The organism is Longirhabdus pacifica, from assembly GCF_004115085.1.
GTDB lineage: Bacteria > Bacillota > Bacilli > Paenibacillales > DSM-105158 > Longirhabdus > Longirhabdus pacifica.
This window is the reverse complement of record NZ_QXJP01000011.1, coordinates 44,698-63,172: the sequence shown is the minus strand read 5'-3', so window position 1 is coordinate 63,172 and position 18,475 is coordinate 44,698. Positions and strand designations below refer to the sequence as shown.

Below are 18,475 nucleotides of genomic sequence, written 5' to 3'. Positions count from 1 at the left end.
TTAGCCTTCACCCATATGATACGGTCACTATCATGCTCAAGCATCATATGGGTCATAGCAATTAAAGCAACTTCTCGCCAAGTAATGAGCCTAGTAAGGCGATAGCTACGTTAGCTGTTTTATTTTTTTCATCAAGAATGGGATTGACTTCTACGATTTCAGCTGAAGTAATCAGCTCTGATTCAGCTAGAAGTTCCAGTGCTAAATTACTCTCACGATACGTAATTCCACCTAGTTCAGGAGTGCCTACGCCTGGAGCATCTATCGGATCGAGGGCATCCAAATCTAGGGAAAGGTGAATCCCATCTGTTTTTGGTTTTAAATAATCTATGGTTTTTTCTATCACGCTGGTCATACCAATACGATCAATATCGTGCATCGTAAATGTTTTGATGTTATGTTGTCGTATAAACTGCTTCTCTCCTGCATCAAGGGAGCGTGCACCTATAATAACGATATTTTCTGGTTTAACTTTTGGTGCATAACCAGCAATGGTCGTTAACTTTTCATGGCCAAGACCAAGGCTTGCTGCAAGTGGCATACCGTGTATATTACCTGATGGGGAAGTATCGGGAGTGTTTAAATCTCCATGAGCATCATACCAAATAACACCTAAATTTTCATAATATTTAGATATACCAGCAATGGAACCAATAGAAATACTATGGTCACCACCAATGACAAGTGGAAATCTTTTTCTAATCATGACTTCGTCTATTTTAGCTGCAAGTCTCTCATTTGTATATGCAACAGCGTTTAAATTGCGAATGTTATGGATCATGTCATCGTTGTGGTGTGATGTGGATATTTCCATATCACCGAGGTCGTCTACTTCATAGCCTAATTTCTCAATTCTAGTAATGAGTCCAGCATACCGAATGGCACTTGGCCCCATGTCAACGCCTCTTCTTGTTTGTCCTAAATCCATAGGTACGCCTATAATAGAAAGTTTTTGATTCACGTCAATCATCCTCCCAATCAATTTGGTGGAGCTCTGCTGTAGAATTATATTTTACCATTATCAGATTAATTTTGTACAATTAATTGTCTATAAATCTACAACATACGGCTTGTATAAAGAGCATAAACATGAACGGATTGTATAAATAATAAAAAAGGAAAAATAGTACAAATGAACGAATGTATAAGTTATAAAAGGAAAATGCTTGACTAACTAATTTAACAAATGTAATAATAATTCTAATTATTTATTAATTATTTATTATTTTTTTATTTCGTTTCTTTATATTTTTTTTAGAATTATAAGTTATATATTGTTATTTAAAGCATAATTTACTGATTTTTCTTTACATAGTCAGGAGTGTTGACCATGACATCTATATTGCAGGTTAAAGGATTAAAGACAACTTTTTTTACAGATGAAGGGAATATACCGGCAGTGGATGATATTGATTTCCACTTAGATGAGGGAGAAATATTAGGCATTGTTGGTGAATCAGGTTGCGGGAAAAGTGTAACTTCACTTTCCATTATGGGGCTCGTTCCCAATCCACCCGGTAAAATCACGGATGGAAGCATAACCTTTCAGGAAGAAGATTTAACGAAAGCAAGTGAAAAAAGAATGCGAGAAATTCGGGGCAATGAGATATCGATGATTTTCCAGGAACCGATGACCTCTTTGAACCCTTTATTTACGATAGGTAATCAATTAATAGAAGCAGTGAAGTTGCATGAGAAAGTTTCGAAGCAAAAAGCACTTCATAGAGTGATAGAAATGTTGAAAGTAGTAGGTTTACCTAGAGCAGAAGAAATGGTGAATGAATATCCTCATCAACTGTCTGGGGGCATGCGGCAGCGGGTCATGATTGCGATGGCGTTTATTTGTAATCCTAAAATATTAATTGCAGATGAACCTACCACAGCATTAGACGTGACCATTCAAGCACAAATATTGCATCAAATGAAGGAATTAAATCGAAAGCGTAATACTGCCGTCATGTTAATTACGCATGATTTAGGTGTAGTGGCAGAAGTATGTACAAGAGTGATCGTGATGTACTGTGGACAAATTATTGAACAAGCAGATGTGAACACAATCTTTCAGTCTCCTAAACACCCGTATACAATCGGTCTATTACAATCTGTACCAGATATAAGAGAAAAAAGATCGCGGTTGTTTTCTATAAAAGGTAATGTGCCTAAGCCTGGTTCTATACAGAAAGGATGCAGATTTGCAGGCCGATGTGAGCAAGCTCACGACCGTTGTTTTGCAGAAGATCCGCCATTATATAAAGGAGATGGTCAGGGCCATCAAGTTCGTTGCTTTTTACATGAAAGCATAGAGGAGGCACATCATGTCGAAGACACTATTACAAGTCCATAATTTAAAAAAGCATTTCCCTATTTATGGTGGGATTTTGAATAAAAAAGTAGGCGAAGTAAAGGCCGTGGATGGATTAACATTTTCGGTTAAAGAAGGGGAGACGCTCAGTCTTGTAGGGGAAAGTGGATGTGGGAAATCGACCACAGGCAGACTCATTATGCAATTAATTGAACCCACAGATGGATCTGTTATATTTGAAGACCAATCCTTGACTGAATTATCAAAAAAACAAGTTCGCTTAACGAGAGAGCGCATGCAGATGATCTTCCAAGATCCATATGCATCGTTAAATCCACGTCATAGTGTACAAAAGATATTAGAAGAGCCGCTTATCGTTCATGGCATTGGGTCCAAAGAAGAACGCAAACAGCGGGTAAAAGAAATGCTGGAAGTGGTTGGTCTTAGTAGTTATCATGCAAAACGCTACCCTCATCAATTTAGTGGTGGGCAGCGTCAGCGTATTGGTATAGCAAGAGCATTAATGACAAAACCCAAGCTGATTATTGCAGATGAGCCGGTATCTGCTTTAGACGTATCGATACAAGCTCAGGTGCTCAATTTGTTGCAAGATTTACAGAAGAAATTTCAACTGACCTATATATTTATTGCGCATGATTTAGGTGTTGTGCGTCATATAAGTAAATCAGTAGCGGTCATGTACTTAGGTAGAATTGTAGAAATTGCAGATAGTGAGACGTTGTATAATGGGGCATTGCATCCGTATACCAAAGCGTTGCTATCTTCTGTACCTATTCCTGATCCTACGATTCAAAAAGAAAGTATACCTTTATCTGGGGATTTGCCAGATCCATCGAAACCACCTCAAGGATGCGCGTTTCATTCCAGATGTGAAGCCTGTATGGATGTGTGTAAAACGCAAAAACCTACTTTGATGGAAGTGGAGAAAGATCATTATGTTGCTTGTCATCTTTATGAAGAAGATAAGCAGTTCAATGATAAATAAAGAAAATTAGGGGGAATTTTTTATGAAGAAATGGAAATTAGCAATGATGATGTTACTTATTTTCACCTTGTCTTTTGCACTTATTGGATGTGGTGGGGACGATGATGAATCAGGTAACGGATCAGACGAAGAAAAAATATTGATCTTTGGTCGTGGTGGGGACTCTGTAACATTAGATCCAGCTAAAGCCACCGATGGAGAGTCTTTGAAAGTAACAGCGAATCTGTATGAAAATTTAGTGACTTATGGAGAGGAAGACACATCTATTAACCCACAATTAGCAACAGAGTGGGAAGTAAGTGAGGATGGCCTACTTTTTACGTTCAAGCTGCGTGAAGGTGTAAAATTTCATGATGGCACAGATTTCAATGCAGAAGCGGTTGTAACTAATTTTAATCTATGGGCATCAGATTTAGAGAGTTACTATTATTATAATTCACAGTACGGAGACGGCAACAATGGCACCATTATCGAGGAAGTCAAAGCAATAGATGATTACACTGTGGAATTTAAATTAACAAGATCCCAAGCGACATTTTTACAAAACATGGCGATGGACTCTTTCGGCATAGCAAGCCCAGCGGCCATTGAAAAATACGGAGAAGATTTCAAGAAAAATCCTGTAGGTACAGGTCCATTCAAGTTTGAAGAGTGGAAAGAAGAAGAGCGAATTGTTATTGTGAAAAACGAAGATTACTGGAAAGAAGGGTATCCTAAATTAGATAAAGTCATCTTCAAACCGATTGCAGATAACCAAGCTAGATTGAATGCACTTTTTACTGGTGATATTGATTTAATGGATGGTATTAGTTACACGGACATTGCGCAAGTAACGAGCAAATCAGAGTTTCAAATGTTCGAACGTAAATCCAACACAATCGGTTATTTAGGATTAACGAACACGAGAGAACCGTTAGATAATAAACTTGTGCGACAAGCGTTAAATCACGCAGTGAATAAGCAAGAAATTGCGGATGCTTTCTATGGTGGATACGCAGTGCCTGCAATTAATCCGATGCCACCATTAATTAATGGTTACCATGAAGGTGTGGAGGATTATGCCTTTGATGTGGAAAAAGCGAAGAGTTTACTTGCCGAAGCAGGCTATGGTGATGGATTTGAAATGGAACTTTGGGCAATGCCAGTACCAAGACCATATATGCCAGATGGCAGAAAAGTTGCACAATTGTTGCAAAAGCAATTTGAAGAAATTGGTGTAACAGCAGAGATCGTTTCTTACGAATGGGGAACGTATTTGGATAAAGCCAAAGCGGGAGAAGCGGATGCATTCTTACTTGGATGGACAGGAGATAATGGAGACGCAGATAATTTCTTGTATACGTTGTTAGGTAAAGACAACATTGGTAGTAATAACTATGCTTACTATGGTAATGAGGAAGTAAATGATTTGTTAGTTCAAGCACAGACAGAGACAGATACAGCGGAGAGAGAAAAATTGTATATGGAGGCACAAGAAATCATTAAAGATGATGCGCCATGGATTCCGCTCGTTCATGCTAAGCCTTCTGTAGCAGGAAAAGAGAATATTATTAACTATATTCCTCATATGACAGGGAATGAAAGTCTAGAAAAAGTAGATTTTAAGTAAAGTATACGAAAGAAGAAGAGAGATCCAACTCTCTCTTTTTCTTTTACTTCTAACGATAGGATACATATTAATATAAGCAAGACACTATCTATCATTTCAGACTGGAAAGAAGTGAGATTATGCTAACGTATACGTTACGAAGATTATTGATGTTAATTCCGGTGTTGCTAGGAATGGCATTGATCGTATTTTTCATTATTCATGCTATACCTGGTGATCCAGCGCAAATTATATTAGGACAGCAAGCAACAGAAGAAAACGTGGAAGCGTTGAACGAGCAATTAGGCTTGAACGAACCGTTGTATGTACAGTTTTTTAGCTATCTCGGAAATATTTTAACAGGGGATTTAGGTGAATCATTCCAGACTAACAACGCAATCAGTGAAGAAGTATGGCCCTTTCTTGCAGCTACGATCGAACTATCTTTTGTTGCGATGCTGATTGCGATTGTTATAGGGGTCAATGCGGGTATTATTAGTGCGTGGTTTCAGAATTCATGGTTTGATTATAGTGCAATGTTGTTAGCCTTGATTGGTGTTTCCATTCCAATATTTTGGCTCGGTTTAATGGAACAGTGGGCGTTTTCCGTGGAGTTGAATTGGTTGCCTTCATCAGGTAGGGAAAATGTAAGAGATCCGGTAGAGCCGATTACTCATTTATTTCTAATAGATACGTTAATACAAGGGCGTTTAGATCAGTTTGTCGACGTCGTGAGACATCTTATTCTCCCAAGTGTTGCACTAGCAACGATTCCAATGGCCATTATTGCCAGAATTACACGCTCTAGTATGTTAGAAGTGATGAAATCAGATTATATTCGTACCGCTAGGGCGAAAGGAATGCGCATGTTTGGGGTTGTGTATAAACACTCGTTAAAAAATGCCGTTATTCCTGTACTGACGATCATAGGATTACAGACGGGATTATTGCTAGGGGGAGCTATTTTAACAGAAACGATATTTAGTTGGCCAGGCATAGGCAGGTACATATATGGTGCAATTGATGCACGTGATTACCCTGTCATCCAGTCCGGTGTACTCATTGTGGCAACGATGTTTATTTTCATCAATCTCATCGTTGACTTATTATATGCTGCTGTTGATCCGCGAATTAAATACCACTAACATTCACAACGATGAGGGGGAAAAATGATGTCGCAAGTTGCAGAAAACCAAAGCCCTTTGCAGCCCAGCTCGCAACATGATGAGGTTGTTTCGCCGTGGTTAGATGCATGGCGTAAATTTCGCAAAAATAAACTAGCTTTATTCGGTGCGATTACCGTTATATTTTTTATTATATTAGGCATACTTTCACCATGGATAGCACCACAAGGGATTAACGATCAGAATATGGCTAACACATTACAGGCACCTTCAAGTAGTCACCTGTTAGGAACGGATGATTTTGGACGAGATGTCTTATCTAGAATTATACATGGTGCTAGAATATCCTTATGGGTTGGTTTTTTATCTGTTGTAGGCTCTATCGTAATGGGGTGCTTACTAGGTATACTGGCGGGCTATTATGGCCGCTGGGTAGATACAATCATATCCAGGTTATTTGACATTATGTTGGCATTCCCTAGTATCCTACTCGCGATTACGATCGTTGCCGTATTAGGACCATCACTACAAAATGCACTGATAGCGATAGCGATTATTAATGTTCCAAACTTTGGTCGACTCATACGATCGAAAGTGCTAAGTGTTAAACAAGAAGAGTATATTATGGCAGCGAAAGCGATAGGGATGAAAGATTCGAGACTATTAATGAAACATATTTTACCGAACAGTATTAGCCCTATCATTGTACAAGGAACATTATCGATTGGAACAGCAATCATTGAAGCTGCTGCACTAGGCTTTTTAGGATTAGGTGCCCAACCACCTCAACCAGAGTGGGGACAGATGTTAGCAGAGTCGAAGGCGTACATTACTACAGCACCATGGACGATGATTTTTCCAGGGTTAGCGATTATGTTAACCGTGCTAGGATTTAATCTCATGGGTGACGGTTTGAGAGACGCACTAGATCCGAAAATGAAGCATTAAAAAGAAAAAGCTGATGGCATCAGCTTTTTTTATATTCCACTGTTTGTATTATAATAATGAAAAGAAATGAAGATAAGGGTGGATCGTATGAGCAGTGACGACAAAAAAGTGAAAATAGGAAAGTTTGCAGAAATGCACGGTGTAAGTATTGATACAGTAAGACATTACATGGAATTAGGGCTTATCGTACCAGAGAAAAAAGGAGCCCATTACTACTTTAATCAGCAATGTCATGAAGATTTAAGTTTCAGTATGAAGTTAAAATCATTACATTTCACGTTGAAAGAAATACATAAAATATTTTTTGTTTATAGAGGTTTCTCTGGTATCATAGATCAAGCTAACTTTGTGTATAAACAATTGTTAGAGGAGAAGCAATCCGAATTACAACAACAAATTCAGGTGTTGGAAGACAGTAAAAATAAGGTGGAACATGAACTATCAACATTAGATGAATTGGATGCAGAACGAGCCCATCATGTATTCGGTATTCACATGCAATATCTCTCTTTATTTTGTTGTGGATCATGTCAAGGAGAACTTACTTTAATGGATGGGAATATCGTTAAAAATGAACTGATAAATGGGGAACTTCGTTGCAATGCTTGTGGATTAACTTACATTGTAGATGAAGGAATATTAATCTTGAAAAATAAAAAGGAAAGCAAAAAATTAAAGGTAGAAGGTTTACTTGATGCGGATATGAATTGGACAGAAATTGAGATGAGGTATGCGAATAATATATATAAAAACATGCAAACGCTATCTAACAATATGGATATTGCTTACAGTAATAATAAAGTGATACTCGAAATGGGATCGGGATTTGGCATTTTTCTACGCAATATATACGATCAACTACCGGATGATGCCGTATACGTTGTGGTTGATCATTCCCTCGATATACACCGCTTAGTCATGAAAGGTTTGCAAAGTAAAAAAGTGAAAAAAAATATTATATTTATATGCGCTGATTTTCTCAGCATTCCTTTACGTTCTAAAAGTATTGATGTCTTAATAGATGATTATGGTACGACGAATTATTGTATATACAAACACAATGAACAATTCCCACTTCACCACATGGACAAACATATGAAACCTCAAGCAAAATTGATCGGAAGTTACATGATTATTGACTTGTATGCTAAAGACAGTATTATCGACGTATCTAAAAGGCCCCTTTTTCAACAACAATATATTAAAGAGCAATTAGCTGCATTGGGATATGAAACAGAGCATGAGCATATTTCAAGTGAGTTTACATTAGCGGAAGAGAACGTGAAAGATGATTCTGCTTTTAAAGCTTACGGGTTTATTGGAACAAGAAAATAAACGTGGGGTAAGCACCATCATTCCACACTTATTCATCATAAATTCAGCCATTTCAACTATTGATGTGGTGTGTGCTCCATTTCTTATAATGAAATAACACCATAAGATGGAGAAGAGGGATAAGCAATGGGATATCAAAGTGTAACTAGTAGGAAGCAAAATCAAGAAAATACAAATATGTTGTTCTACGCACTAGGAAAGTTAATTTCATTATTGGGAACGTCATTATTCACATTTGCTAGCAGTCTATACATTTTAGACATTACAGGATCAGGTCTTTCGTTTGCAACCAATATGGTTATTGGTCTAATACCTGTCATTCTTATTACCCCTTTTGCTGGGGTCATTGCAGATAAAATCAATCGCAAGCTACTAGTTATAGGTGCGGATACGTTAAATGGAATACTTTTTCTAGCTTTTTTTATGTATTTTTTGAATGTTAATATCACGGTTAGTCTCATATACACATGCACCTTTATGACTAATCTACTAACGACGATATTTAACGCAGCATTTGATGCGGCAAAGCCAAATCTCGTATCTGATGATCGTCTAGCAAAAATCAATGGGATTAGTCAAATCGTCATGTCGGTTTCCACTATTTGCGGACCTGTTTTAGGCGCTATATTATATGTAGCTGTGGATTTAACTTACTTTTTCCTCATCAACAGCATAACCTTTTTTGTCTCTGCTATCATTGAGTGTTTCATTCGTTTTCAATTATATCAGGCACAGCAAACAAAACAAAAGGATACGAAAATTGAGTGGATGAAAGATATCAAAGATGGTTTCGCCTACATGAAACAAAAGAAGCAATTATTTAGTATGATCTTGCTTTTTATGGGTGTTAACTTTTTTATTAGTTTTTCATATATCACCCCTATACCATATATCATTAACGAACAATTACAATTACCTAAAATACAATTCGGTATTATTGAAGGCTCATTGCCTGTAGGCATCATATTAGGATCTATCATAGTCGGTCGTATAGCAAAGGGCTTTCACATGAAGAAGCTTATTCGTTATATATACTGTATTGCGCTTATTATCATCTTGTTTTCTGTACCAACCATCGGACCCAATATCCCCTTAACAGTGTGGTTTATATATTACTGTGTGTTAATGTTTTTGTTCGGTATCGTCTTGCCTCTCATTAATGTTCCAGTAGAAACTTATTTAATGCGAATGATAGATGACGAATATAGAGGGAGAGTATTAAGTTTACTCAGTAGTGGAGTTAGAGTCATTACACCGATTGCGATTGTAATAGGAGGTGCATTAGTGAATTACACTGGTGGATATCTACTTGTATTATGTGGTGGCATTCTTCTTTTCATGTACGCATGGAGCCAGTCTAAATCACCTACCATGCAAACATTAGAGGAACCGATTACTAGCAAAGAGGGAGCTACAGAAGGTTTATAGTATACGTTATATAAAATATTAATAGTAAAAATATACCATTTAATTAACATTTGCATAGTCCGAACCGATGTAATAACTATACATGGTGAATCAGACCTGATAAAAGAATACAACAAAAAGAAAGGAGGGTGAAACATGAACATCCAAGCTTATGCAAACCGAACGTTACCATCCAACATTACAGTGAAAAAACACTCGAACCATACTCCAATCAAACCAATGGTGATAAAAGGTGGGGGAACGGATGCAACTACTTTGGAAATATCCATGCTATCTTTTATTAAAAGTGATTGGTGGAGTAGAAACCCAGTAGATATTGCAGCAAGCTCAAAAGATTTTAGAGATCAAGGGATGAAAGTAGACATATCCTTTGTTAGCCGTTTTGCAGAAACGTATAAAGCAATGCATCATAAATGGGTAGAAGAAGGTACGTTGAAAGAGGAAGCGTTGCAGGAATTAGACAACGTGTTTAAGGATGAACTAGAGAAGGCAGCAAGTGACTTTGCAAAAAACGTTGGAAGAATGTTCTCTTATGGTGGAGAAAAAGATAGGTTTGATGAGTATGCTTTCAAAAATCATATAAAGCAAATAGCAATAGATGCGAAAGCGTATATGATGGAACATGGAAGTGAAGGTATGGAGGCATTCCTGGCGGCAAAATATCACGAAAGTTCCGACTTAGAGCATATGAGCTATGAAGATATAAAGAAAGTTGTTTCCGTTATCGATGGGCTTCCACCCCTGCATACATTGGACGCAGATGAATTAGACAGACTCAACAATAAATGGGAACAAGCGAAACAGAATATGAAAAACTTAAATGTTCCACAACATATAAAAGATGCGCTATTAGAAGGAACGGAAGCGGTACATCAATTATATAAAGATGATGTATTTTTTAGACAAAGAACAATAGAATTTGAAGATAATAAGTGGTTATTAGAAGAAAAGATCGGACAACTCAGAAAGGAACTAGAAGATCTAATGGCATACTTACAACAACTAGAGTTATCTGAATCTACAGATAGATCGGTTCTGCTTCGAATTTTAGAAAGACGAGATGGTATGCAAGAACAAATGAGCTTACTACGTAATGAACTACAGCATGTGAATAAAGAACAAGAAAAGTTTAACGCTGCTCATGAAGAAGCAACGGCAGCATTTTTCGAAGATAGAAGTATAAGTGCATCATGATGCTTCCCTGCTAATCAGATCAATGAGCATAAACGTGTATAGGTAAAACATATCAGAGTATCGTTAAAAGGAGCACATGTTTACATAGTGACTTCAGAAGCTAGAATCCTATCTACCTTCTGAAGTGAACTATGTTACTGTGCTCCTTTTCAATTCTTCATGTATGTTTTCATGATTATAACGTACTATACGTTCAACCATCATCCAAGGTGACGGATAATAAACTGTATTACTTCACGTTTAGCGAAACCTCAATGTTACCGCGAGTCGCTTTAGAGTATGGACATACGTGGTGTGCAGCTTCTACTAACTGTTTTGCTGTCTCCATGTCTGTCCCTTTGACTTCAACATTTAAAGTAACCCCAATTTTATATCCACCGTCTGCAGCATCAGAGAGTAAAGATACTTCGGCTGTCACTGCGCTTTCTATTTTTTGCTTTTTTCTCATCGCTACTAAATTTAAAGCACTATCGAAGCAAGCACTGTATCCAGCAGCAAATAACTGCTCAGGGTTTGTAGCACTTGGTGCTGCGTCTTTTTTCGGCATAGCAAGATTTAAATCAATGATACCATCAGAAGATTTTACCGTTCCTTCTCTACCACCTGTAGCTGTTGCAGATGCTGTAAATAATACTTTTTCCATTTTTCTTTCCCTCCAAAGTATATTTTTTATTTTAATTGCTTAAAATTTAATTGTGTAAAATTTAATTTGTATATATAATATAGCCTGTATAATTAATTTTGTCAAAAAAAATTGTGAAAAAAATTAAAAAAAACGGTCAATACTATTTATTTATTTTCACAATCATGTATAATTATTTGAAAAGAAAAAATATGGTGCGTTAACACAATAAAACTTAAAAGAGGTGAAATCATATGTTAAAGCAAGAGAGTGCTATCAAACTTGAAAATCAACTTTGTTTTGCTGTTTATGCATGTTCACGTGAAATGACACGGTTGTATCGTCCGATCTTATCCAAATACAATTTAACATATCCACAATATTTAGTATTGATTGTGCTGTGGGAGAAAGGGGAATGTACGGTCAAAGACTTAGGAGAGGACTTGTATCTTGATTCTGGTACGTTGACGCCTTTATTAAAAAGAATGCAGGAAGCGGGTTTAGTAGTTAGAACTCGTTCTCAATTAGATGAAAGACAAGTCATCATCGGTTTAACAGAACAAGGGAAAGAGATGCAACATAAGCTCAGCGAGATTCCGAGTATGATTGCAAGTCGTTGTGATCTACAAGAGAGCGAATTTCATTCCTTATTAAATAAATTTCAAGATCTCTTAAAACGAACAAGTGAATGATGTGGATTCGTCCTTAAGATAACCTATTTTTTGTTGTGTATACGATGTATACCAAAATAGGTAGCTCGGGGCAATGGGTATTGAAAACAGAATAAATATTCATTATTTCGCAATTATAAAAAGACAACTTCTCTTCACAGGAAATTGTCTTTTTTATTTTTTTAGGAAGTAATTTCTATATCTATGTGCTCAAGATGCTTCATCTTTTTCAAGAAAATAGGAATTTCCTTTATGTTGCTGTTGTGTAGTGAAATATATTTTAGATTGGTGGCATGTTGAAGTTCATCGGGTAATGACGCTACATTACTAAAATGAATTTCTAGATGCTCTAGTTTTTTAAGTGCACCTATTTCTTTTGGTAATTCACATAAAGCAACGTCTTTGCGGGTAATGATGGTATCCGGTACATCATGATAGGAACAGCAACCAACAATTAATCCTCTCAAATTCACCCATTCTTTTATACGTGGAGAAAAACCTTTGAAATTTGCTGTGTAAATGGTGAGTGTTTCTAATGATTGTATATCATATATTTTTTCAGGAAGTGAAAAAAGGTGCTGCTCGAAAATGAATAAATGTTTTAGATTTTTCAATTCACAAATTTCATTTGGAAGCTCATGAATTCCAAAGGAAGAAATAGAGAGTGATTCAGGTTGATGAACAATCGCATCTTGCAGGAAACAGTCAAATTGTTTGTGCCTTTCTAAACCTAAAAACAACCCTTTTATACGGTTGGACAAAAGAATCGCTTCATCCTCATCCATATAAATTCTACCCATATGTTCATGTGCTATGTTAGTCAGAAGAGGCTTGCCATCAGAATAGAAAAAAGATAAGTCTTCAGGTAATGATGGAAATTCCCACGAAAATAAGCTATTCGCTACTTCTTTTAAAATATGACCTGCTTCCTGACAACAACGATATGTGTAATAATGTGCCCCTTTACTATAAGAAATGGCATTGTTTGTTTGCTGTTGATCATCTAGATGGATGAGATATGGTTCTAATTTTTTAAAAATAGTTCGATAATCGCTATTCACATCCCAAGTGTAATGATGATCTGCAAGCATGAACGTGTCTGCGTGTTCTATGGCATAGTCTATTAAAGCGTAATAGGCATCATTTTTTACGTCTGATCGTAAGTTTATCATGAAATCTCCTTTTGTATGTGATGTGGAATAAATGCATTCTATCATTTTTCCATATGAACTCCTAGTTTCCAACTATACCATTTACAATTTATTAACAAAACGATAACATAATATTAACATAAGATTTAAATTTTCCTAATCTACTCATCCTACAATGTAGGAAGTTTAGTGGGAATGTAGAAATTTTAGTGAAATTGAACTACATATTTATCATTTTTGGGAGGGTTCTAAATTGAAAAAGAACATAATGAAAACATGCATGGCTGTATGCTTATCCGTAGGACTAATCGGAACAGCAGGTGTACCACAAGCAAAAGTAATAGCAGAAGACACAAACACAGCACAGTCTAAAAACCTGATCGTATTTATTGGTGACGGTATGGGCCCAGCTCAAGTTACAGCAGCTCGCATTTACGCGCAAGAGATGTTAGAAATGGACGAGCTAAATATGGATGATTATTATGTAGGTCAAGCGATGACACAAGCAGACAGAAGTTCTAGAGAATCAGGCCTTGTGACGGACTCCGCTTCCTCTGCTACTGCATTTGGTACGGGTAACAAAACGTATAATGGAGCAATCAGCGTTTCCAATGAAGATATAGCAAAACCATTTGCTTCTGTCATTGAGGCAGCAGAAATGAAAGGAAAAGCAACTGGAATTATTAGTACAGCAAGAATCACGCATGCAACACCAGCTTCTTATGCTTCTCATGTTCGCTCTAGAGGGAATGAGAATGCCATTGCTATGCAGTACTTGACTAGTGGTGTTGATGTTATTTTTGGTGGAGGAAAGAGACAGTTCATCACAGAAGATGAAGGTGGAAAGCGTAAAGATAAAAACTTAATCAGTGATTTTGAGCAAGCAGGATATACATTCATTGAAGATAAAGATCAGCTAATGCAATTAAAAGAAGAAGAGCAAGTATTAGGACTATTCTCTAACTCTCACATTCCTTATGTGTTAGATCGTGATGAAAGCGTTCCTACACTAGCTGAAATGACACAACAAGCGATTAACATTTTATCACAAGACGAAGATGGGTTTGTCATGATGATTGAAGCAGGGCGTATTGACCATGCTGGTCATGCAAATGATCTGCCATCTGTGGTGCAAGAAACATTAGAATTTGATGCTGCAGTGAAAGCAGGAATCGAGTTTGCTATGAAAGACGGAAACACTTCCGTAGTAGTAACAGCAGACCATGAAACGGGTGGATTATCTTTATCTCGTGACAACATCTATGAACTAAATGTGGATAACTGGGATGACCAAATGAAATCTTCTTCCTATATTGGAAGTTTGTTAAGAGATGCAGAAACATTGGAAGATGTAAGAGAAATAGTTTCTACGTATACTTGGATCACAGATTTAAGTGATGAAGAAGCACAGCTTATTTTAGATGGAGATGGTACAAGCTATCAAAGAGAAGGCGGTTTTAACGCTGTCGTTTCTAAAAGATTACTCGTTGGCTGGGCTGGTCACGGACATAGTGCTGTTGATGTAGGTGTTTGGGCATATGGACCAATTGCTTCACATGTCAAAGGGACAATTGAAAATACAGTAATCGCTACAGCAGGAGCAGAAATAGCAGGACTAGACTTAGCTGCTGCTACAGATGAATTAAGAAAGCACTATGTTTTTCCTAAATTCAAAATGACACAAGATGAAATTTTATTCCCAGCAAAAGCGATGGCAGAAGCTTTAGGTGCAAAAGTAAATTGGGACGAGTCAGCTAGAACAGTAATGATGATGAGCGATAGCAATACTGTATCTGTTAACGTAGATAGTCAATCCTTGATGCTAAATAATGCTACTAGTGATATGACAGTGGATTTAGATCAAGGTACGTTGTACTTACCATTAGATGCATTCACATCATTGACAACGATGACTTTAGAGTGGGATGCACTTTCTGAGCGTGTGATGATGAAATAATGTTGAATTAAAAATAATCATATGTAGCGAAAACAGGAGATTCAGTATCTCCTGTTTTTACAATGTTTATAAACTGTTTCTCATCATGGCGTAGAAAGGGGAATTATAGATGATCGTATTACATGATGTTAAAAAACATTTTACAATTGGACAGCAAAAGCGCGATATTCTTCATATTCCAGAATGGCAAGTGAAAAAAGGAGAACAGATAGCGATAGTAGGGCCAAGTGGCAGTGGTAAAAGTACATTGCTGCACATCCTAAGCGGGATGATACAAGCCGATGAAGGTGTAATAGAAATAGATGGGCAAAATATTACGCCTTTAAGTGAAGCAAAGCGAGATCAAATTCGATCTCAGCATATCGGGTATATCATGCAGGATCTTCATCTTATTCCTTCCATTACGGCACAACAAAATGTAGAAATTGTCTTGAAAAAAACAAAAGGTAAATTGAATAACAAAGAACATATAAAAGCTTGGTTTGAGAAAGTACAAATGTCTCATTACATGCAACACTTACCTTCCCAACTTTCTCGTGGGCAGAAGCAACGCGTTGCCATCATAAGAGCGTTAATCAATCAACCGTCTATTGTTTTAGCGGATGAGCCAACAGGCAGCTTAGATTGGGAGACGGCGGGGGAAGTCATGAGGCTGTTATTGAAGTTATCGGAAGCACAGCAAACTTCGCTCATCGTGGTGACACATGATAAGCATTTGGCGCAATGTTTCCCGAAGCAACTACATATTGCTGATTTTAATGCAGCAATAGAATCAGCAACCTCTTTTGCAGATAAGGAGGTTGTACAGTGAAAAGCTACAAATTGATATGGCGAAATATTTTACATCGCAAAGCTTTATCTTTACTAACTATCTTCGCTATTAGTATTACCGTTGCATTAGTTGTATTTCTAATTCTTAGTTATGAAAGTATGGAAGAAGGAGCAAAAAACGGTTACGGTCCATTTGAAATCGTCATTGGGGCAGAAGGCAGTGAGACACAACTTGTGCTGAATTCTTTTTATCATATTGGCGCGCCAACGGGAAATATTCCTTATGACATCGTAGAACAATTAGAGGAGAATGATGAAGTACAATATGCTTATCCCATTACGGTAGGAGATAGCATTAATACCTATCCCATTGTAGGAGTAGATGCGGCTTATTTCCCAGTACGTTATGGAGATAAACCGATGAAGCAGGGAACATTGTATGATGCTACTGGGGAAGTGGTAGTGGGAGCGTACGTAGCAGATCAGCTGGATCTTCACATTGGCGATCAATTTTATGGAGGACATGGTCTTGTAGGACAGACAGGTACAATATTAGACAGTGATGATCATAAAGAAGCACAGCATGAAGCAGCAGAAGATCACGAAGGAGAAGCACATCATGAAGAAGAAGCCCACCACGAGGAAGAAGCACATCATGAAGAAGAGGAACATGCAGTAGGGGAAGAAGGTCATCACGATGCACACCAACAATTTAAATACGAAGTAGTTGGAATCCTGCCCATACTAAATAATGCGGATGATAAAGCGGTGTTTACTACTGTAGATCATACTTGGCATGTACACGAATCTTCAGCTGAAGATAGAGAGGTCACAGCTATATTGTTAAAACCGAAATCTCTCTTCGGTATGCAGCAAATCAAAAATGAGATGGATGATATTTCTGGTGTGCAAGCTGTATATAGTGGAAAAGTGTCTGCGGACATTGTGAATACGGTGGATACAGGTTCCGACTATATAAAAGTATTCATGCTGCCATGTATACTACTTGCTGTAGTTTCCATCATGCTTTCCCTCATTGCTTCTGTTAACGAACGTAGAAAAGATGTTGGATTGCTGCGTATTATAGGTAAAACAAGAGCTTACGTATGGTGGATGTTATTTGGAGAAGGCATGGCACTCACGACGATCGGTATTGCAAGTGGGGTAATAGTCGGTCACCTTAGTGGGTGGATGTTGAAAGATTGGTTTTTCCAATTATCCGGAGTACAGCTGAATTGGTTAACTTTCTCACTTTATGAATGGCAGTTAATTGGCGTTGCCCTAATATTAGGAGCTATTGCTTCGACGTTACCGGCATTTACTGCATTCAAGGTCAGTCCTTTGCAACTATTTCAAAATTAGGAGGTGAGGGCAATAAGAAAACAACGATATTTATTTATCATGTTGATTTTTTTACTAGCGGCTTGCTCTAAAGTGGATAAAAATTCAGATACAACAACGAGTTTTAATACAGCTTTACAGTCAGAAGAAAAGCAAGAGCAAGTAAATACAACAGAAGAAAGTGTAGAGCAGCAAGAAATGAATACCGTAGAAGGTACATCAGGACAAGAGATGGAACAGCAACATGAGGCCGAATTAGCAAATCAAGAAACAACAATAGCATCTGAACAGGAACAAAGTGAAGAGCAACAAATCGAAGAGGAACCAAGTGAGACGAGTCAAACAGAAGAAACGGAAAATAACAGCGCAGAGGATACCGTGTCTGAAAAAGATGAAACATCAGCACAAACTGTTGAAGAGCAAGTGCAATCTCAAGCAGTTGATAATCAGCAAGAACCTGTGGCAGAAGAGAGTGAAGCTGAGCAGCAACCAGAACAACTAACACAAGCTGAACAAGTAGAAGCACAACAGCCATCACAACCAGCACAACAGCAAGAAGGGGAAGAGAATTTAACACTAGCAGAAGAACAACCAGTAAAAGAAGATACAGCTAATGAGGAAGCTGCCCCTGTTCAACAAACGAATGAAAATGAACTGACATGGGATGGTTTTTTTGATGGAGACGATCAGACCACTCCATCGCAACATTTTTGGGACAAAAGCGGATCAACGGTTTCTATCAATGGGTACATGGGAGAAGTATTATCTTTAAAGCAAGGTTGGTTCTTGCTCATTCCAGAACCAGGAGCAGAATGTCCATTTGATAATGGGGATGAATCGTATTGGAATAAAATCATGATCGTCTTTGTAGATAACCCAGATGAACTTCGCTTTATGGATGGACCGATAAAAATTACAGGAACATTAGACGTAGGTATAAAAATTGATGAATCTAATTATAAAACGATGTTTCGTATGTATAATGCAACTTACGAGCAGATTACAGAATAAATAACTTGCAATACAGCCAACTTATT

The 18,475-nt window shown here is 37.4% G+C and carries 16 protein-coding genes; 13 read left to right on the top strand and 3 right to left on the bottom strand.

Annotated features, from left to right (window positions below):
• Positions 1 to 61 precede the first annotated feature (61 nt).
• The gene (rocF, locus tag D1Z92_RS10155) at positions 62 to 970 is read right to left on the bottom strand and encodes an arginase (protein ID WP_128895560.1); all 909 of its coding nucleotides are present in this window, start codon (positions 968 to 970) and stop codon (positions 62 to 64) included.
• 360 nt (positions 971 to 1,330) lie between these two features.
• Here rocF and D1Z92_RS10150 point away from each other — a divergent pair, with 360 nt between their 5' ends.
• The 8 genes from D1Z92_RS10150 to D1Z92_RS10115 all read left to right on the top strand — a co-directional run bounded on the left by D1Z92_RS10150 (position 1,331) and on the right by D1Z92_RS10115 (position 10,925).
• Positions 1,331 to 2,344: an ABC transporter ATP-binding protein gene (locus D1Z92_RS10150; protein WP_206099737.1), complete on the top strand. Its 1,014-nt coding sequence runs from the start codon at positions 1,331 to 1,333 to the stop codon at positions 2,342 to 2,344.
• Positions 2,316 to 3,308, top strand: a complete 993-nt coding sequence (locus tag D1Z92_RS10145) for an ABC transporter ATP-binding protein (RefSeq protein WP_128895558.1) — start codon at positions 2,316 to 2,318, stop codon at positions 3,306 to 3,308. The genes D1Z92_RS10150 and D1Z92_RS10145 overlap by 29 nt, the downstream gene beginning before the upstream one ends.
• A gap of 22 nt (positions 3,309 to 3,330) precedes the next feature.
• A complete protein-coding gene (locus tag D1Z92_RS10140; RefSeq protein WP_128895557.1) occupies positions 3,331 to 4,917 on the top strand; it encodes an ABC transporter substrate-binding protein in 1,587 nt (528 codons plus the stop codon).
• Positions 4,918 to 5,036: 119 nt separating this feature from the next.
• Positions 5,037 to 6,041: an ABC transporter permease gene (locus D1Z92_RS10135; RefSeq protein ID WP_128895556.1), complete on the top strand. Its 1,005-nt coding sequence runs from the start codon at positions 5,037 to 5,039 to the stop codon at positions 6,039 to 6,041.
• A gap of 27 nt (positions 6,042 to 6,068) precedes the next feature.
• Positions 6,069 to 6,968 (top strand): nickel transporter permease, encoded by a 900-nt coding sequence (gene nikC / locus D1Z92_RS10130; protein ID WP_128895555.1) that lies wholly within the window; start codon positions 6,069 to 6,071, stop codon positions 6,966 to 6,968.
• Positions 6,969 to 7,055: 87 nt separating this feature from the next.
• Positions 7,056 to 8,303 carry a MerR family transcriptional regulator gene (locus D1Z92_RS10125; RefSeq protein ID WP_164931557.1) on the top strand — a complete coding sequence of 416 codons (1,248 nt, stop codon included), beginning with the start codon at positions 7,056 to 7,058 and terminating at the stop codon, positions 8,301 to 8,303.
• Between the two features lie 126 nt (positions 8,304 to 8,429).
• Positions 8,430 to 9,731 carry an MFS transporter gene (locus D1Z92_RS10120; protein ID WP_128895553.1) on the top strand — a complete coding sequence of 434 codons (1,302 nt, stop codon included), beginning with the start codon at positions 8,430 to 8,432 and terminating at the stop codon, positions 9,729 to 9,731.
• Positions 9,732 to 9,866: 135 nt separating this feature from the next.
• Complete coding sequence (locus D1Z92_RS10115; protein ID WP_128895552.1) at positions 9,867 to 10,925, top strand: hypothetical protein; 1,059 nt, start codon at positions 9,867 to 9,869, stop codon at positions 10,923 to 10,925.
• Between the two features lie 229 nt (positions 10,926 to 11,154).
• Here D1Z92_RS10115 and D1Z92_RS10110 read toward each other — a convergent pair whose 3' ends face one another.
• Positions 11,155 to 11,568, bottom strand: coding sequence for an organic hydroperoxide resistance protein (locus tag D1Z92_RS10110; RefSeq protein WP_128895551.1), 414 nt, complete (start codon positions 11,566 to 11,568; stop codon positions 11,155 to 11,157).
• 233 nt (positions 11,569 to 11,801) lie between these two features.
• Here D1Z92_RS10110 and D1Z92_RS10105 point away from each other — a divergent pair, with 233 nt between their 5' ends.
• Positions 11,802 to 12,239 (top strand): MarR family winged helix-turn-helix transcriptional regulator, encoded by a 438-nt coding sequence (locus tag D1Z92_RS10105; RefSeq protein ID WP_128895550.1) that lies wholly within the window; start codon positions 11,802 to 11,804, stop codon positions 12,237 to 12,239.
• Positions 12,240 to 12,400: 161 nt separating this feature from the next.
• Here D1Z92_RS10105 and D1Z92_RS10100 read toward each other — a convergent pair whose 3' ends face one another.
• Positions 12,401 to 13,390, bottom strand: a complete 990-nt coding sequence (locus D1Z92_RS10100) for a leucine-rich repeat domain-containing protein (protein ID WP_128895549.1) — start codon at positions 13,388 to 13,390, stop codon at positions 12,401 to 12,403.
• A gap of 232 nt (positions 13,391 to 13,622) precedes the next feature.
• Here D1Z92_RS10100 and D1Z92_RS10095 point away from each other — a divergent pair, with 232 nt between their 5' ends.
• From D1Z92_RS10095 to D1Z92_RS10080, 4 genes are all read left to right on the top strand, one after another.
• Positions 13,623 to 15,326 (top strand): alkaline phosphatase, encoded by a 1,704-nt coding sequence (locus tag D1Z92_RS10095; RefSeq protein ID WP_240666652.1) that lies wholly within the window; start codon positions 13,623 to 13,625, stop codon positions 15,324 to 15,326.
• 109 nt (positions 15,327 to 15,435) lie between these two features.
• Positions 15,436 to 16,137 (top strand): ABC transporter ATP-binding protein, encoded by a 702-nt coding sequence (locus D1Z92_RS10090; RefSeq protein ID WP_128895548.1) that lies wholly within the window; start codon positions 15,436 to 15,438, stop codon positions 16,135 to 16,137.
• Complete coding sequence (locus tag D1Z92_RS10085; RefSeq protein ID WP_128895547.1) at positions 16,134 to 17,459, top strand: ABC transporter permease; 1,326 nt, start codon at positions 16,134 to 16,136, stop codon at positions 17,457 to 17,459. The genes D1Z92_RS10090 and D1Z92_RS10085 overlap by 4 nt, the downstream gene beginning before the upstream one ends.
• Positions 17,460 to 17,498: 39 nt before the next feature.
• Entirely contained in the window at positions 17,499 to 18,449 is a 951-nt protein-coding gene (locus D1Z92_RS10080; RefSeq protein ID WP_128895546.1) for a hypothetical protein, read from the top strand.
• Positions 18,450 to 18,475: the final 26 nt, after the last annotated feature.

What these genes read in the sequence shown, in the direction of transcription:
- rocF (WP_128895560.1), bottom strand. Translation starts at nt 970, where the DNA reads ATGATTGACGTGAATCAAAAACTTTCTATTATAGGCGTACCTATGGAT.
- D1Z92_RS10150 (WP_206099737.1), top strand. Translation starts at nt 1,331, where the DNA reads ATGACATCTATATTGCAGGTTAAAGGATTAAAGACAACTTTTTTTACA.
- D1Z92_RS10145 (WP_128895558.1), top strand. Translation starts at nt 2,316, where the DNA reads ATGTCGAAGACACTATTACAAGTCCATAATTTAAAAAAGCATTTCCCT.
- D1Z92_RS10140 (WP_128895557.1), top strand. Translation starts at nt 3,331, where the DNA reads ATGAAGAAATGGAAATTAGCAATGATGATGTTACTTATTTTCACCTTG.
- D1Z92_RS10135 (WP_128895556.1), top strand. Translation starts at nt 5,037, where the DNA reads ATGCTAACGTATACGTTACGAAGATTATTGATGTTAATTCCGGTGTTG.
- nikC (WP_128895555.1), top strand. Translation starts at nt 6,069, where the DNA reads ATGTCGCAAGTTGCAGAAAACCAAAGCCCTTTGCAGCCCAGCTCGCAA.
- D1Z92_RS10125 (WP_164931557.1), top strand. Translation starts at nt 7,056, where the DNA reads ATGAGCAGTGACGACAAAAAAGTGAAAATAGGAAAGTTTGCAGAAATG.
- D1Z92_RS10120 (WP_128895553.1), top strand. Translation starts at nt 8,430, where the DNA reads ATGGGATATCAAAGTGTAACTAGTAGGAAGCAAAATCAAGAAAATACA.
- D1Z92_RS10115 (WP_128895552.1), top strand. Translation starts at nt 9,867, where the DNA reads ATGAACATCCAAGCTTATGCAAACCGAACGTTACCATCCAACATTACA.
- D1Z92_RS10110 (WP_128895551.1), bottom strand. Translation starts at nt 11,568, where the DNA reads ATGGAAAAAGTATTATTTACAGCATCTGCAACAGCTACAGGTGGTAGA.
- D1Z92_RS10105 (WP_128895550.1), top strand. Translation starts at nt 11,802, where the DNA reads ATGTTAAAGCAAGAGAGTGCTATCAAACTTGAAAATCAACTTTGTTTT.
- D1Z92_RS10100 (WP_128895549.1), bottom strand. Translation starts at nt 13,390, where the DNA reads ATGATAAACTTACGATCAGACGTAAAAAATGATGCCTATTACGCTTTA.
- D1Z92_RS10090 (WP_128895548.1), top strand. Translation starts at nt 15,436, where the DNA reads ATGATCGTATTACATGATGTTAAAAAACATTTTACAATTGGACAGCAA.
- D1Z92_RS10080 (WP_128895546.1), top strand. Translation starts at nt 17,499, where the DNA reads ATGTTGATTTTTTTACTAGCGGCTTGCTCTAAAGTGGATAAAAATTCA.